This window comes from Pseudomonas sp. S5F11 (genome assembly GCF_019641515.1).
Classification (GTDB): Bacteria; Pseudomonadota; Gammaproteobacteria; order Pseudomonadales; family Pseudomonadaceae; genus Aquipseudomonas; species Aquipseudomonas rhodesiae.
The window spans coordinates 2,620,588-2,636,649 of sequence record NZ_JAIFJZ010000001.1; the positions used below are offsets into that span (position 1 = coordinate 2,620,588).

Sequence of the window (16,062 nt, forward strand, 5' to 3'; positions counted from 1 at the left end):
AGGCGACCCTCAAGGCAGTAGTCGGGCGGCAGGTCAGTGCCGCCGGTCTCATTAAAAAGAAGCGATTGCGGAATCAGAGCAGCACCACGTCGTATTGTTCCTGGGAATACATGGTTTCGACCTGAAAGCGAATCGTGCGACCGATAAACCCCTCAAGTTCGGCGACGTTACCGGACTCTTCATCCAGCAAACGGTCGACCACTTTTTGATTGGCAAGCACTCTATAACCTTCGGCCTGGTAAGCCCGCGCCTCTCGTAAGATTTCCCGGAAAATCTCATAGCAAACCGTTTCCGGGGTTTTCAGCTTTCCACGTCCTTGGCAACTGCTGCACGGTTCGCACAGCACTTGTTCCAGGCTCTCACGGGTGCGCTTGCGGGTCATCTGCACCAAACCCAGCTCGGTGATGCCGATGATATTGGTCTTGGCGTGATCGCGTTCCAGCTGTTTTTCGAGGGTGCGCAACACCTGGCGTTGATGCTCTTCATCTTCCATGTCGATGAAGTCGATGATGATGATGCCGCCCAGGTTGCGCAGGCGCAGTTGGCGGGCGATAGCCGTGGCCGCTTCGAGGTTGGTCTTGAAAATGGTTTCTTCAAGGTTGCGATGGCCGACGAACGCACCGGTGTTGACGTCGATGGTAGTCATGGCCTCCGCCGGGTCCACCACCAGATAGCCGCCGGACTTGAGCGGCACCTTGCGCTCCAAGGCTTTCTGGATTTCGTCCTCGACGCCATACAGGTCGAAAATCGGCCGTTCACCGGGGTAGTGTTCCAGACGGTCAGCGATTTCCGGCATCAGCTCTGCAACGAATTGCGTGGTGCGCTGGAAGGTTTCCCGCGAGTCGATGCGAATCTTCTCAATTTTTGGGCTGACCAAATCGCGCAGAGTACGCAGGGCCAGGCCCAAGTCTTCATAGATCACGCTGGGCGCGCCGATAGTCTTGATCTGTGCGCCGATCTGGTCCCACAACCGCCGCAGATAACGGATGTCCATGAGGATCTCGTCAGCGCCGGCCCCTTCGGCGGCGGTGCGCAGGATAAAACCACCTGCTTCCTTGATGCCCTCGGCGGCCACGCAGTCGCTGACCACTTTTTTCAGGCGCTCGCGCTCGGCTTCGTCTTCGATCTTCAGGGATATGCCGACATGCGCGGTACGCGGCATATATACCAGGTAGCGCGACGGAATCGACAGTTGCGTGGTCAGGCGTGCGCCTTTGGAGCCGATGGGGTCCTTGGTGACTTGCACCACCAGGCTCTGCCCTTCGTGCACCAGGGCACTGATGCTTTCGACCGCCGGGCCCTCGCGCAGCGAGATCTCCGAGGCATGGATGAACGCGGCACGGTCCAGGCCGATGTCGACGAATGCCGCCTGCATCCCCGGCAATACCCGCACGACTTTGCCTTTGTAGATATTGCCTACGATCCCGCGTTTCTGAGTACGCTCGACGTGCACTTCTTGCAGAACACCGTTCTCTACCACCGCCACGCGCGATTCCATCGGCGTGATATTGATCAGAATCTCTTCACTCATGGCTGGGTCTCGTTCAGGCGTTTTCACAATAGTGACCGATCGCTTAAGGCTGGGCGCTGGAGTCAGGCATTCAGCGCACGGTAAGGTTTTGCCAACAGGGTATGCCGAATTGCGCGAGCAGTTGTGCGGTTTCGCACACCGGCAGGCCAACCACGGCGGAATAACTGCCGTTGAGCCCGGTAACGAAAACCGAGCCAAGCCCTTGAATAGCATAGCCGCCCGCCTTGTCCTGGGGCTCGCCACTGCGCCAATAGGCGGTCGCCTCCTCCACGCTAATTGCGCGAAAACGTACCAGGCTGCTGACACATTGCGTTTCACAACGCTGGCCGTCAGTCAGAGCAATCGCGGTCAGAACCTCATGTTCACGCCCTGCTAAGGCCATCAACATGGCCAAAGCGTCGGCCTGATCCACGGGTTTGCCGAGGATCAGGCCATCCACGATCACAGCGGTATCGGCGCCCAACACACAGGCCGCCGAGGCTTGCCCAAGCGCGGCGAAACCGGCCATGGCCTTGCCGCGCGCGAGACGTTCGACGTAGGCAACAGCGGATTCATTGGCAAGAGGAGTTTCATCGATAGCGGCACTGACGACGGTGAAAGGCACACCGATCTGAGTCAGCAGTTCACGCCGCCGGGGAGAACCGGAGGCCAGATAAAGGGTATTCATTGCAGACTCTCCCTGTAGGGTTCGATAACCAGGCAGAGCCTCGCAATCCGTTCAATTGATCTTGTAGCGACGACATAACCCACGCAGACCGAAGCTGATCCACGGCCACAGTAAGGCACTGACCAGCGCGGGCAATACCAGCGCCAGGGTTGGCTGACGGTTACCGGTGAGGGCACTGAGCCACAGCTGCACCAACTGCGCCAGGCCGAAAATCACCAGAATCACCAGGCATTGCTGCCACATCGGAAACATGCGCAGACGCTGCTGCAACGACAACACCAGGAACGTAATAAGGGTCAGGATCAACGCGTTCTGGCCCAGCAAGGTGCCATAGAGTACGTCCTCCGCCAAGCCCAGGAACATGGCGGTGACCATGCCGACTTTATGCGGCAGGTTCAGGGACCAGAACGCCAGCAACAACGCCAGCCAGAGCGGACGCAGGATCTCCATGAACTGAGGCAGCGGTGACACGCTGAGTAGCAAGCCGATGGCAAAGCTTAGCCAGACGATCCAGCCATTTCGCGAATGGGTACTGGCCATTATTCCTCTCTCTGCCGCGTGGTGGCCGGCGCCGCAACCGCAGGAGGCTTGGCGGCAGGCGCCGTGGTTGCTGGCGGCTTAGTAGCGGCGGGTTTGACTGGATGCGCGCTATGGGCCGCAGGCTTGGCCGGCGTGGCCACAGGGGCAGTCGCTGCCGGGGCTGCTGCTGGAGTCACTGGGCTTGCCGGAGCGGGCTTGGGCACGGTCGCGGGAATAATCGGCGCAGTGCCGTTCTTTTTGTCTTCCGCTTCCTGAGCCTGCGCAGCTTCATTGGCGCGCTCTTCCGGGGTGCGGTTATCGCTGAATACCAGCAACAGATAGCGACTGCGATTCAAGGCAGCGGTAGGCACGGCGCGCACGATGGCGAAGGGCTGGCCGGAATCGTGGATCACTTCCTTGACCGTCGCCACCGGGTAACCCGCCGGAAAGCGCTGACCCAGGCCGGAACTGACCAGCAGGTCGCCTTCCTTGATGTCGGCGGTATCGGCCACATGACGCAGCTCCAGACGCTCGGGGTTGCCGGTGCCGCTGGCAATCGCGCGCAGCCCGTTACGGTTGACCTGCACAGGGATGCTGTGGGTGGTGTCCGTCAGCAACAGTACCCGCGAGGTGTAGGGCATCAGCTCCACCACCTGGCCCATCAGGCCACGCGCGTCCAGCACCGGCTGGCCCAGGACCACGCCGTCGCGCTCACCCTTGTTGATGATGATGCGATGGGTAAAGGGGTTGGGGTCCATGCCGATCAACTCGGCCACTTCGACCTTTTCGTTGACCAGCGCAGAAGAATTGAGCAACTCGCGCAGCCGAACGTTCTGCTCGGTCAGGGCCGCGAGCTTTTGCATGCGCCCCTGCAATAGCAGGTTTTCAGTCTTGAGTTTTTCGTTCTCGGCGACCAGCTCGGTGCGACTGCCGAATTGGCTGGCCACGCCTTGGTAGAGACGCTGCGGCAGGTCGGTGATCCAGTAAGTCTGCATCAACACCAGCGACATCTGACTGCGCACCGGCTTAAGCAGTGCGAAGCGCGCATCCACCACCATCAGCGCGACCGAAAGCACGACCAGCACCAATAAGCGCACGCCCAATGAGGGGCCTTTGGCGAAAAGCGGTTTAATAGGCCGCTCCTCCCAGGCAAATATTCTCTTTATTCATACGGCATCAAACCGGCCTGGATGCAGATTGAAGAAGATAAACGCCAACAGGCAGCACTGCAAAGTGCTGCCTGCGGGCGACGCATGGGCAAACCAGCAATGTCTTATTCGCTGGAGAGCAGGTCCATGGTGTGTTTATCCATCATTTCCAGTGCACGACCACCGCCCCGGGCAACGCAGGTCAGCGGGTCTTCGGCAACGATCACCGGCAGGCCGGTTTCCTGGGCCAGCAACTTGTCGAGGTCGCGCAGCAAAGCGCCACCACCCGTCAGGACCAGGCCGCGCTCGGCGATATCGGACGCCAATTCCGGCGGCGATTGCTCCAGGGCGCTTTTCACCGCCTGAACGATGGTAGCCAGGGACTCTTGCAGAGCTTCCAGCACTTCATTGGAGTTCAGGGTAAAGGCACGAGGAACACCTTCGGCCAGGTTGCGACCGCGAACATCGACTTCACGCACTTCGCCGCCCGGGTAGGCCGTACCGATTTCCTGCTTGATGCGCTCGGCGGTGGATTCGCCGATCAGGCTGCCGTAGTTACGACGCACATAGGTGATGATCGCTTCGTCGAAACGGTCGCCGCCCACGCGGACGGATTCGGCGTACACCACACCGTTCAGCGAAATCAGGGCGATTTCGGTAGTACCACCACCGATATCCACCACCATCGAACCGCGCGCTTCCTCAACCGGCAGGCCGGCACCGATGGCGGCAGCCATAGGCTCTTCGATCAGGAACACTTCGCGGGCACCGGCGCCGAGGGCCGATTCACGGATGGCACGACGCTCCACCTGGGTGGACTTGCAAGGCACACAGATCAGCACACGAGGGCTGGGCTGCAAAAAACTGTTTTCGTGAACTTTGTTGATGAAGTACTGCAGCATCTTTTCGCAGACACTGAAGTCGGCGATCACGCCGTCCTTCATCGGACGAATGGCGGCAATATTGCCGGGTGTCCGGCCGAGCATGCGCTTGGCCTCGGTGCCGACGGCAACGACACTTTTCTGATTACCATGGGTCCGAATGGCCACAACCGATGGCTCATTCAGAACGATACCGCGCTCGCGCACGTAAATAAGGGTGTTGGCAGTGCCCAGGTCAATGGAAAGATCGCTGGAAAACATGCCACGCAGTTTCTTGAACATGGGAAAGGGACCCTAGGCAACGCGTGGGTAAAAAAGTGCGGCAAACTCTAACAACGACAGGGATTTTGGGCAAGGCGCCAATGTGCTAAATTGGCCGACTTTCTATGCACCAACCCCCACAATCGCGGCCGTAAGACCGTAGAAATGCGGTAGTGTTCCGACAATCTAACACACGGACAGCCTCCGTTCTGTTTTCCACAGGAGATTCCCATGGCGCTTGAACGCTCCGACGTGGAAAAAATCGCTCATCTGGCCTCGCTTGGCCTGAATGAAGCCGATCTTCCACAGACCACCGCAGCCCTGAACAGCATTCTCGGGCTGGTTGACCAAATGCAGGCCGTAAACACCGACGGCATCGAGCCCCTGGCTCACCCGCTGGAAGCCAGCCAGCGCCTGCGCGCAGACGTGGTGACCGAGCGCAATAATCGCGAGGCCTACCAGTCCATCGCGCCAGCGGTCGAAAACGGCCTGTACCTGGTTCCGAAAGTCATCGACTAAAGGGAAAGAGCCTTTCATGCATCACATGACTCTGGCCGAGATCGCCCGCGGTCTCGCCGATAAAAAGTTTTCCTCCGAAGAGCTGACCAAGACCCTGCTGGCGCGTATCGCCGAGCTGGACCCCAAGGTCAACAGCTTCATCAGCCTCACCGAAGAACTGGCCCTCAGCCAGGCCAAGGCCGCCGACACCCGTCGCGCAAGCGGTGAGACCGGCGTACTGCTGGGCGCCCCGATCGCCCACAAAGACCTGTTCTGCACCCAGGGCATTCGCACCAGCTGCGGCTCGAAGATGCTCGACAACTTCAAGGCGCCTTATGACGCCACCGTGGTGTCCAAGCTGGCGACAGCCGGGGCCGTGACCCTGGGCAAGACCAACATGGACGAATTCGCCATGGGGTCGGCCAACGAGTCCAGCTACTTCGGCGCGGTAAAAAACCCGTGGAACCTCGAACATGTACCGGGCGGCTCCTCCGGCGGTTCGGCAGCCGCCGTTGCCGCACGTTTCCTGCCGGCCGCCACCGCCACCGACACCGGTGGCTCGATTCGCCAGCCGGCGGCGTTCACCAACCTCACCGGTTTGAAGCCCACCTACGGTCGCGTTTCCCGCTGGGGCATGATCGCTTACGCCTCCAGCCTCGATCAGGGCGGCCCGCTGGCACGCACCGCCGAAGACTGTGCGCTGTTGCTGCAAGGCATGGCCGGCTTCGACCCGCAGGACTCCACCAGCATCAATGAACCGGTGCCGGACTACAGCGCCAGCCTCAACACTTCGATCAAGGGCCTGCGCATCGGCGTGCCGAAGGAATACTTCAGCGCCGGCCTCGACCCGCGCATCGCCGAGCTGGTAAACAACAGCATCAAGGAGCTGGAAAAACTCGGCGCCGTGATCAAGGAAATCAGCCTGCCGAACAACCAGCACGCCATTCCTGCCTACTATGTGATCGCGCCCGCGGAAGCCTCCTCCAACCTGTCGCGTTTCGACGGCGTGCGCTTCGGCTATCGCTGCGAGAACCCAAAGGATCTGACCGACCTGTACAAACGCTCCCGTGGCGAAGGCTTCGGTGCCGAAGTGCAGCGCCGCATCATGGTCGGCGCCTATGCCCTGTCGGCCGGCTACTACGACGCGTACTACCTCAAGGCGCAGAAAATCCGTCGTTTGATCAAGAACGACTTCATGGCCGCCTTCGAAGAAGTCGACGTGATCCTCGGCCCGACCACGCCGAACCCGGCCTGGAAGATCGGCGCCAAGACCGGCGACCCGATCGCCGAGTACCTGGAAGACCTCTACACCATCACCGCCAACCTCGCGGGCTTGCCAGGCTTGTCCATGCCGGCCGGTTTCGTCGACGGTCTGCCGGTAGGCGTGCAATTGCTCGCCCCGTATTTCCAGGAAGGCCGCCTGCTCAATGTGGCGCACCAGTACCAGTTGCAGACTGACTGGCACACTCGCACCCCTACCGGCTTCTGAGGAGAACACTATGCAATGGGAAGTCGTGATCGGGCTGGAGATTCATACCCAGCTCGCCACCCAATCGAAGATTTTCTCCGGTAGCGCCACCACTTTCGGTGCCGAGCCCAACACCCAGGCCAGCCTGGTGGACCTGGGCATGCCCGGCGTGTTGCCGGTGCTGAACGAAGAAGCGGTGCGCATGGCAGTGATGTTCGGCCTGGCGATTGACGCCGAAATCGGCCAGCACAACGTATTTGCGCGCAAGAACTACTTCTACCCGGACCTGCCCAAGGGCTACCAGATCAGCCAGATGGAGTTGCCGATCGTCGGCAAGGGCCACCTGGATATCCCGCTGGAAGACGGCACCATCAAACGTGTCGGCGTGACCCGCGCGCACCTTGAGGAAGACGCCGGCAAAAGCCTGCACGAGGAATTCCCCGGCGCCACTGGTATCGACCTGAACCGCGCCGGTACGCCGCTGCTGGAAATCGTCTCCGAGCCGGACATGCGCAGCGCCAAGGAAGCCGTGGCCTACGTCAAGACCATCCACGCCCTGGTGCGCTACCTGGGCATCTGCGACGGCAACATGGCCGAAGGCTCGCTGCGTTGCGACTGCAACGTGTCGATTCGGCCAAAGGGCCAGGTCGAGTTCGGCACCCGCTGCGAGATCAAGAACGTCAACTCGTTCCGCTTCATCGAGAAAGCGATCAACAGCGAAGTGCGTCGTCAGATCGAACTGATCGAAGACGGCGGCAAGGTCATCCAGCAGACGCGTCTGTACGACCCGAACAAAGACGAAACCCGCGCCATGCGCAGCAAAGAGGAAGCCAACGACTACCGTTACTTCCCCGACCCGGACCTGTTGCCGGTGGTGCTGGAGGACTCGTTCCTCAATGACATCCGCGCCACCCTGCCGGAATTGCCGCAGCAAAAACGCGAGCGCTTCCAGGCGCAGTTCGGCCTGTCGGTCTATGACGCCAGCGTGCTGGCCTCCAGCCGCGAGCAAGCGAACTACTTCGAAAAAGTCGTGAGCATTGCCGGCGACGCCAAACTGGCGGCCAACTGGGTGATGGTCGAGCTGGGCAGTCTGTTGAACAAGCAGGGCCTGGAAATCGACGAAGCACCGGTCACCGCCGAGCAACTGGGCGGCATGCTGCTGCGCATCAAGGACAACACCATCTCCGGCAAAATCGCCAAGACCGTGTTCGAAGCCATGGCCAGCGGCGAAGGCAGTGCCGATGAGATCATCGAAAAGCGCGGCCTCAAGCAAGTCACCGACAGCGGCGCCATCTCGGCCGTTCTCGATGAAATGCTGGCGGCCAATGCCGAGCAGGTCGAGCAGTACCGTGCGGCGGACGAAGCCAAGCGCGGCAAGATGTTCGGCTTCTTTGTCGGCCAGGCCATGAAAGCCTCCAAGGGCAAGGCCAACCCGCAACAGGTGAACGAACTGCTCAAAAGCAAGCTCGAAGGCTGACAACGATGAATGGTTCGAGTGAGACTTCACGCTTAACTCGGACTCCCTGTGGGAGGGGGCTTGCCCCCGATAGCGGTGATTCAGTCAACCCAGTGGCGGCTGACACTCAGCTATCGGGGGGCAAGCCCCCTCCCACATTTGTAATGGGGTAACGTGGAAATGAAGCGTCTACTCGGCCTCCTGGCCCTGTTCTCTCTTTTAGGCGGTTGCGCCAGCGGCATCATCGACCCCAACGGCTACGACGAAACTGGCACCGCTTCCTATTACGGCGCCAGACACCACGGCAAGAAGACCGCCAGCGGTGAACCCTTCAACCAGAACGTCCTGACCGCCGCCCATCGGCAACTGCCTTTCGGCACCCAGGTCAAGGTGACCAACCTGAACAACGACCGCTCCGTGGTGGTGCGCATCAATGATCGCGGCCCGCATACCCGTGGGCGACTGATCGACCTCTCACGCAAGGCAGCCGAGCAACTGGGCATGCTGAGCAGCGGCACCGCACGGGTTCGCGTGCAGGCCCTGAGCAACTGAACCACAACGCAAAGGAGCCCTGGCCATTTTCGGATTAACCGCCCTCTCCCCCTGGAGCCTGCTGGAATTGATCAGTGGCCTGTTGCTGCTGATCGTCGGCGCCGAAATTCTGGTACGCGCCGCGGTGCGCCTGGCCGCCAGCCTCAAGGTGCGGCCATTGATCATCGGCCTGACGATCGTCGCCTTCGGCAGCAGCGCACCGCAGATGACGGTCAGCCTGCAAGCCACCTTGGCCGGCAATACCGACATTGCCGTGGGCAGTGTGATCGGCAGCAGCATCTTCAACATCCTGGTGACCCTGGGCCTTTCTGCGCTGATCATCCCGCTGCGCGTTTCGCGACAACTGGTACGCCTGGATATTCCGGTGATGATCCTCGCCGGGCTGCTGGTATTTACCCTGGCCGCCAACGAGGAACTCACGCCGGTCGATGGCGCGCTGCTGCTGGTGGCGCTGATCGCCTACCTCGGTGTGCTGCACTACCAGACCCGCCACTCACGGCGGCCGCGCACCCTCGACACCGTGGCCCAGGCACCGTGGCTGAGCAGCGTGCTGCTGATGTTCGGCGGTTTGCTGGTGCTGGTGCTGGCCGGGCACGTGTTGCTCGGTGCGGCGGTGGATGTGGCGAGCGACCTGGGCCTGTCGGAACGCATCATCGGCCTGACGCTGATCGGCGTCGGCACTTCGCTGCCGTGCATGGCCACTTCCCTGATCGCCGCCCTGCGTGGGCAGCGGGAAATCGCCGTGGGCAACGTGATCGGCAGCAATCTGTTCAATCTGCTGGGTGTGCTAGGCCTGACAGCCGTGCTGGCGCCGTCGCCGCTGTCGGTCTCGCCCAACGCGCTGGTTTTCGATTTGCCGGTGATGCTCGGCGTAGTGGTGCTGTGCCTGCCGGTGTTCTATACCGGCTACCGCGTGACCCGTGCCGAAGGTTTGGTGCTGCTGGGCTTGTACCTGGCGTATGGGCTGCATGTGATGTCGTTCACCACCGGCATGCCCCTGGCCAACAAACTTGAACACTTGATGGTGTATTACATCCTGCCAGTGCTGGTGGCGTTTCTGTTGTTCAGCACGCTGCGAGCCTGGCGCCGCCAACACAAGAGGGAATCGTCATGACCGAGCAGAAAACACCTGGGGTTCAGATGCGTCGCCAGGTGATGGGCGACGCGTTTGTCGACCGCGCACTGGGCAACGCCACGGACTTCACCCAGCCGCTGCAGGACTTCGTTAACGAACACGCCTGGGGCGCCGTGTGGAACCGCGACGGTTTGCCCCTCAAGACCCGCAGCCTGATCACCCTCGCCGCCCTGACCGCGCTCAAGTGCCCGCAAGAACTCAAAGGCCACGTCCGTGGTGCGTTGAACAATGGCTGTAGCGTAGAAGAGATCCGCGAGGCGCTGTTGCACTGCGCGGTGTACGCCGGGGTGCCGGCCGCCATCGATGCGTTTCGAGCGGCGCAGGAAGTGATCGACAGCTACCAGAAAGACGCCTAGATCCAGCCCCCGGCCTGCAACACGAAAATACCGATATTCGTGGTCACCGCCGCCATCAGCGTGGTGATCACGATAATCGCCGCCGCCAGCTCATGATTGCCCTCGGCCGCCCGGGCCATCACAAAGCTGGCAGCTGCGGTCGGCGCACCGAAGTACAAGAACAGAATCCCCAGTTCCGCCCCACGAAAGCCCAGCAGCCAGGCGCCGAGCGTGGCGAGCAGCGGCAGCCAGATCATTTTCATCAGGCTCGCGCTCAACGCCATGCTGCCACTCTTGCGCAGCGCCGCCAGGGACAAGGTGCCGCCGATGCAGATCAAGGCCAGTGGCAAGGTGGTGTCCGCCAGGTACTGCGCAGACTTTTCCAGCCAACCCGGTAAACCGATCTGAAAGTAAGCGAACGGCGCGGCCGTGATCACGCTGATGATCAGCGGGTTGGCGACCACGCTTTTGAAGATGCTCCACGGGTCGGACTTGATCACTGGGCTGTACACCGCCAGCACGATGGTCGACAGCGTGTTGTAAAACAGGATCACCAACGCCGCGAGGATTGCGCCGAGGGAGATGCCATAGTCGCCATACATGCTCGCCGCCAGTGCCAGGCCGATCACGCCGTTATTACCGCGAAACGCGCCTTGGGCGTAGATGCCGCGATCTTCCTTGGGGCAACGAAAGATCGCCCACCCCCAAGCCAGGGCAAAGCTCACCAGCGTGGCGACGCAAAAGTAGATCAGCAGGCCCGGCTTGAGCGCCGAGTGCAGGTCGGCATGCAGGATGCCAAGGAACAACAGCGCCGGCATGGTGACGTTGAACACCAGGGACGATGCAGTGTGGATAAAGTTGTCGTTGATCCAGTTGATGCGCTTGAGCAGCACTCCCAGAAACAGCATGGCAAACACCGGCGCGGTGATCGTGAGGGTGGTGAGGAAGATAGCCAGCATGCCGGGGAGAACCTTGGTGAGCGTCGTTAGGTGGCTAATGATAAGCCATACAGCTCAGGGGTGCCTGTTAGACCGCTATCGGGGGCAAGCCCCCTCCCACAGTTTGAATTGTGAATACCTTCAAATGTGGGAGGGGGCTTGCCCCCGATGCAGTCGCCTCGGTCTCAGGTAATCGGCGCCGGGTTAAACAACGTGATGTCGTTGTGCAGCTTATGATGCTCGGCCCACGTTTTCTTCTTGCCGCTGGCCACGTCCAGGTAAAAGTGAAACAACTCCCAGCCCAGCTCCTCGATGCTTGCGCGACCAGTGGCGATACGCCCGGCGTCGATGTCGATGAGGTCCGGCCAGCGTTGCGCCAGCTCCGTACGCGTCGAGACCTTAACCACCGGCGCCATCGCCAGCCCATAAGGCGTACCACGACCGGTGGTGAACACATGCAGGTTCATCCCCGCGGCCAGTTGCAACGTGCCGCACACGAAGTCGCTGGCTGGAGTGGCGCAGAAGATCAGGCCCTTGCCCTTGAAGCGCTCGCCAGGGCCGAGCACGCCGTTGATTGCGCTGCTGCCGGACTTGACGATGGAGCCCAACGACTTCTCGACAATGTTCGACAACCCGCCTTTCTTGTTGCCCGGCGTGGTGTTGGCACTGCGATCTGCCTCGCCTTTGGCCAGGTAACGGTCGTACCAGTCCATTTCTCTAACCAACTCTTCGGCCACTTCCTTCGTCTGTGCGCGAGAGGTCAACAGGTAGATGGCATCACGCACTTCGGTGACTTCGGAAAACATCACCGTCGCGCCGGCCCGCAGCAACAAGTCCGAGGCGTAGCCCAGGGCCGGGTTGGCGGTGATACCGGAAAACGCATCGCTGCCGCCGCACTGCATGCCCAGGATCAGCTCGGACGCCGGCACGGTTTCCCGGCGGCGCTGGTCGAGCTTCTTCAAGCGCACTTCGGCCAGTTCCATGATCTGCTCGATCATCTCGGTGAAACCGTGGCTGGAGTCCTGCAGCCGATACAGCCACGGCTCGCTCAAGTCGACGGAACTGTCGTTGTCGTGCATCACCTGGCCGGCCTGTAATTTCTCACAGCCCAGGCTGATCACCAGGGCTTCGCCCCCCAGGTTCGGGTTGCGCGCCAGGTTGCGCACGGTACGGATCGGGATGTAGGCATCCGTCGCGGTGATCGCCACCCCGCAGCCGTAGCTGTGAGTCAGCGCCACCACGTCATCGACATTGGGGTACTTTGGCAGCAACTCTTCCTTGATGCGCTTGACCGCGTGGTCCAGCACGCCGGTCACGCACTGCACCGTGGTGGTGATGCCCAGGATATTGCGCGTGCCGACGGTGCCGTCGGCATTGCGGTAGCCCTCGAACGTATAGCCCTCCAGCGGCGCCTGGCCCTCGGGCACTTCGGTAGACAGCGGCAGGCTATCCAGCGGTGGCGCGGTGGGCATGCGCAGTTGATCTTCCTGGACCCAACTGCCACGCGGAATCGGCGCCAAGGCATACCCGATGGTCTGGCCGTAACGAATAATCTGACCGCCCTCGGGAATATCTTCCAGGGTCACTTTGTGGCTCTGGGGGATGAAGTCTACGGTCACCAGGCCGTCCGGGAACTCGGTCCCGGCCGGTACGCCCTGGTCGTTGACCACGATCACTACGTTGTCGCGCTCGTGCAAACGAATCGAGCGCGGCGAGTCGGCATGTTCAATCAACTGCATTACACGAACCTCAGGAATGCGCTTGGGTAAGGTGGGTCACTTCAGGCCCCTGGGCGGGTGGCTCTTTGAGCACCACGCGCTTGATCGGACCGACGATCACCAGGTAGCTGAACACCGCCACCAGCGCGTTGGCGCCGACAAACACCAGAGCCCATTTGAAAGAACCGGTGGTGCTGATGATGTAGCCGATGACAATCGGTGTGGTGATCGACGCCAGGTTACCGAAGGTGTTGAACAAGCCACCACTGAGGCCGGCGATTTGTTTCGGCGAAGTGTCGGACACCACCGCCCAGCCCAGTGCTCCAACGCCCTTGCCGAAGAAGGCCAAGGCCATGAAGCCCACCACCATCCACTCCACATCCACGTAGTTGCACGCAATGATGCTGCTGGACACCAGCAGGCCGGCGATGATCGGCGCCTTGCGGGCGAAGGTCAGCGAGTGGCCTTTGCGCAGCAGGTAATCGGAAATCACCCCGCCGAGCACGCCGCCGATAAAGCCGCAGATCGCCGGCAACGAGGCGATGAAACCGGCCTTGAGGATGGTCATGCCACGGTCCTGCACCAGATACACCGGGAACCAGGTCAGGAAGAAGTAGGTGATGCCGTTGATGCAGTACTGGCCCAGGTACACCCCGAGCATCATGCGGTTGGTGAGCAACTGACGGATGTAATCCCACTTCGGCCCGTCGGTTTTCTTACCCTTGGCCTTGTCCTGATCCATATCGACCATCGCGCCATTGGCGGCGATGTGATTGAGCTCGGCCTCGTTGATCATTGGGTGCTGGCGGGGGCTGTGGATCACTTTCAGCCAGATCAGCGAGAACACGATGCCGATCACGCCCATCACGATAAACACGTGCTGCCAGCCGAAGCGGTAGACGATCCAACCCATCAGGGGCGCGAACAGCACCGTGGCGAAGTACTGCGCCGAGTTAAATATCGCCGAGGCGGTGCCCCGTTCAGCGGTCGGGAACCAGGCCGCGACGATGCGTGCGTTACCCGGGAAGGAAGGTGCCTCGGCCAGGCCCACCAGGAAGCGCAGCATAAACAGCGCGACCACGGCGGTGGAAACACCGAACTCACCCACATAGCCTTGCAGCACGGTGAACAGGGACCAGGTGAAGATGCTCAGGGCATAGACTTTTTTCGAGCCGAACCGGTCCAGCAGCCAGCCACCGGGAATTTGCCCGGCCACATAGGCCCAACCGAATGCGGAGAAGATGTAACCGAGAGTGACCGCGTCGATGCCGAGGTCTTTTTGCAGGCTGGAGCCCGCGATGGCGATGGTGGCCCGGTCGGCGTAGTTGATCGTGGTCACCACAAAGAGCATGAGCAGGATCAAATAGCGGACGTGGGTCGGCTTGGTCGCTTGCATGTAGAAGTACTCCCACTAATTATTTTTTTTGCGGGTAATGGTTTTCTGTTTTGATCGTGGGACCGGCAGGCGTCCGGCCCCACGGGGTATTGCGTCTTACGAACCGATGTAGCTGGTTTTCACCACGGTGTAGAACTCTTGCGCATAGCGACCCTGCTCCCGCGAACCATAGGATGAGCCCTTACGCCCACCGAACGGAACGTGATAATCCACGCCGGCGGTCGGCAGGTTGACCATCACCATCCCGGCCTGGGAGTGGCGCTTGAAGTGATTGGCGTACTTCAGCGACGTGGTGGCGATACCGGCCGACAAGCCGAACTCGGTGTCGTTGGCCATGGCCAGGGCTGCCTCGTAGTCCGCCACGCGCACCACGTTGGCCACCGGCCCGAAGATTTCTTCACGGCTGATGCGCATGGCCGCTTCGCTGTCGGCGAACAAAGTCGGCGCGAGGAAGTAACCCTCGGTGTCGCACGTCACCAGGCTGCCACCGCTGACCAACCGCGCGCCTTCGCTTTGGCCGATGTCGATGTATTTCATGTCCTGATCCAGTTGGGCCTGGGACACGACGGGGCCGATATCGGTGCCGCTCTTGAGGGCATGGCCGACCTTGATCGACTTCATGCGCTCGGCCATGGCCGCGACAAACTGGTCGTGGATGCCGGCGGTCACGATCAAACGGCTGGACGCCGTGCAACGTTGCCCAGTGGAGTAGAACGCGCTCTGTACCGCCAGCTCGACCGCCTGTTTGAGGTCGGCGTCGTCGAGAATGATCTGCGGGTTCTTGCCGCCCATTTCCAACTGCACTTTGGCCTGGCGCGACACACAGCTGACGGCGATCTGACGGCCGACGCCGACGGAACCGGTGAAGCTGATGCCATCGACTTTCGGACTGTTGACCAGCACATCACCGACCACACGGCCGCTGCCCATTACCAGGTTGAACACACCGTCCGGGAAACCGGCGCGGGAGATGATTTCCGCGAGGGCCCAGGCGCAACCCGGCACCAGCTCGGCGGGTTTGATTACCACGCAGTTGCCGTACGCCAGGGCCGGGGCGATTTTCCATGCGGGGATGGCAATCGGGAAGTTCCACGGGGTGATCAAGCCAACCACACCAAGGGCTTCGCGGGTAACTTCGACGTTGACGCCAGGACGCACCGACGGCACGTAGTCGCCGGACAAGCGCAGGCATTCGCCAGCAAAGAATTTGAAGATATTGCCGGCGCGAGTCACTTCACCGATGGCTTCGGGCAGGGTCTTGCCCTCTTCACGGGCCAGCAGGGTGCCGAGTTCTTCGCGGCGGGCGAGGATTTCGCTGCCGACTTTATCCAGCGCATCGTGACGGGCCTGAATGCCCGAGGTGGACCAGACCGGGAACGCGGCGCGTGCGGCGTCGATGGCGGCGTTGACTTGAGCGACATCGGCCTTGGCGTATTCGCCGATGACATCGGACAACTCCGACGGGTTGATATTGGTGCAATAGTCCGCACCGGCCACCCACTGGCCATTGATGTAGTTTTCAAAACGTTTGGCTTGGGACACGAATCTTCTCCTGACGC

General features: G+C 61.1%; 15 protein-coding genes. 6 read left to right on the plus strand and 9 right to left on the minus strand.

Annotated elements, in window-relative coordinates; genetic code table 11:
- Positions 1–73 precede the first annotated feature (73 nt).
- From rng to mreB, 5 genes are all read right to left on the minus strand, one after another.
- The gene (rng, locus tag K1567_RS11870) at positions 74–1,531 is read right to left on the minus strand and encodes a ribonuclease G (protein ID WP_010213134.1); all 1,458 of its coding nucleotides are present in this window, start codon (positions 1,529–1,531) and stop codon (positions 74–76) included.
- Between the two features lie 70 nt (positions 1,532–1,601).
- On the minus strand, positions 1,602–2,198 hold the full coding sequence (locus K1567_RS11875) for a nucleoside triphosphate pyrophosphatase (RefSeq protein ID WP_034095897.1): 597 nt from the start codon (positions 2,196–2,198) through the stop codon (positions 1,602–1,604).
- Between the two features lie 51 nt (positions 2,199–2,249).
- Positions 2,250–2,738: a rod shape-determining protein MreD gene (gene mreD, locus K1567_RS11880; RefSeq protein WP_034095896.1), complete on the minus strand. Its 489-nt coding sequence runs from the start codon at positions 2,736–2,738 to the stop codon at positions 2,250–2,252.
- Positions 2,738–3,850 carry a rod shape-determining protein MreC gene (mreC, locus tag K1567_RS11885; RefSeq protein WP_080758674.1) on the minus strand — a complete coding sequence of 371 codons (1,113 nt, stop codon included), beginning with the start codon at positions 3,848–3,850 and terminating at the stop codon, positions 2,738–2,740. The genes mreD and mreC overlap by 1 nt, the downstream gene beginning before the upstream one ends.
- Before the next feature lie 140 nt (positions 3,851–3,990).
- Complete coding sequence (gene mreB, locus K1567_RS11890; RefSeq protein ID WP_002555108.1) at positions 3,991–5,028, minus strand: rod shape-determining protein MreB; 1,038 nt, start codon at positions 5,026–5,028, stop codon at positions 3,991–3,993.
- Between the two features lie 210 nt (positions 5,029–5,238).
- On the opposite strand from mreB, the gene gatC reads away from it, so the two are divergent.
- The 6 genes from gatC to K1567_RS11920 all read left to right on the plus strand — a co-directional run bounded on the left by gatC (position 5,239) and on the right by K1567_RS11920 (position 10,472).
- Positions 5,239–5,526 carry an Asp-tRNA(Asn)/Glu-tRNA(Gln) amidotransferase subunit GatC gene (gene gatC / locus K1567_RS11895; RefSeq protein ID WP_003171764.1) on the plus strand — a complete coding sequence of 96 codons (288 nt, stop codon included), beginning with the start codon at positions 5,239–5,241 and terminating at the stop codon, positions 5,524–5,526.
- 16 nt (positions 5,527–5,542) lie between these two features.
- Positions 5,543–6,994: an Asp-tRNA(Asn)/Glu-tRNA(Gln) amidotransferase subunit GatA gene (gene gatA / locus K1567_RS11900; RefSeq protein ID WP_034095894.1), complete on the plus strand. Its 1,452-nt coding sequence runs from the start codon at positions 5,543–5,545 to the stop codon at positions 6,992–6,994.
- A gap of 10 nt (positions 6,995–7,004) precedes the next feature.
- Positions 7,005–8,450, plus strand: a complete 1,446-nt coding sequence (gatB, locus tag K1567_RS11905) for an Asp-tRNA(Asn)/Glu-tRNA(Gln) amidotransferase subunit GatB (protein WP_034095893.1) — start codon at positions 7,005–7,007, stop codon at positions 8,448–8,450.
- 159 nt (positions 8,451–8,609) lie between these two features.
- Positions 8,610–8,981, plus strand: coding sequence for a septal ring lytic transglycosylase RlpA family protein (locus tag K1567_RS11910; protein WP_169867982.1), 372 nt, complete (start codon positions 8,610–8,612; stop codon positions 8,979–8,981).
- Between the two features lie 67 nt (positions 8,982–9,048).
- Complete coding sequence (locus K1567_RS11915) at positions 9,049–10,095, plus strand: calcium/sodium antiporter (RefSeq protein WP_040267246.1); 1,047 nt, start codon at positions 9,049–9,051, stop codon at positions 10,093–10,095.
- Positions 10,092–10,472 (plus strand): carboxymuconolactone decarboxylase family protein, encoded by a 381-nt coding sequence (locus tag K1567_RS11920; RefSeq protein ID WP_169867981.1) that lies wholly within the window; start codon positions 10,092–10,094, stop codon positions 10,470–10,472. Before K1567_RS11915 ends, K1567_RS11920 begins: the two co-directional genes overlap by 4 nt.
- On the opposite strand, the gene K1567_RS11925 is transcribed toward K1567_RS11920, so the two are convergent.
- The 4 genes from K1567_RS11925 to K1567_RS11940 form a co-directional block, all read right to left on the minus strand.
- Positions 10,469–11,410 carry an AEC family transporter gene (locus K1567_RS11925; protein ID WP_034095889.1) on the minus strand — a complete coding sequence of 314 codons (942 nt, stop codon included), beginning with the start codon at positions 11,408–11,410 and terminating at the stop codon, positions 10,469–10,471. The genes K1567_RS11920 and K1567_RS11925 overlap by 4 nt on opposite strands.
- Before the next feature lie 164 nt (positions 11,411–11,574).
- Complete coding sequence (gene garD / locus K1567_RS11930) at positions 11,575–13,128, minus strand: galactarate dehydratase (protein ID WP_034111764.1); 1,554 nt, start codon at positions 13,126–13,128, stop codon at positions 11,575–11,577.
- Positions 13,129–13,138: 10 nt separating this feature from the next.
- Positions 13,139–14,503: an MFS transporter gene (locus K1567_RS11935; RefSeq protein WP_034136973.1), complete on the minus strand. Its 1,365-nt coding sequence runs from the start codon at positions 14,501–14,503 to the stop codon at positions 13,139–13,141.
- Positions 14,504–14,599: 96 nt separating this feature from the next.
- Positions 14,600–16,045: an aldehyde dehydrogenase family protein gene (locus K1567_RS11940; RefSeq protein WP_169902815.1), complete on the minus strand. Its 1,446-nt coding sequence runs from the start codon at positions 16,043–16,045 to the stop codon at positions 14,600–14,602.
- Between the last annotated feature and the right edge of the window lie 17 nt (positions 16,046–16,062).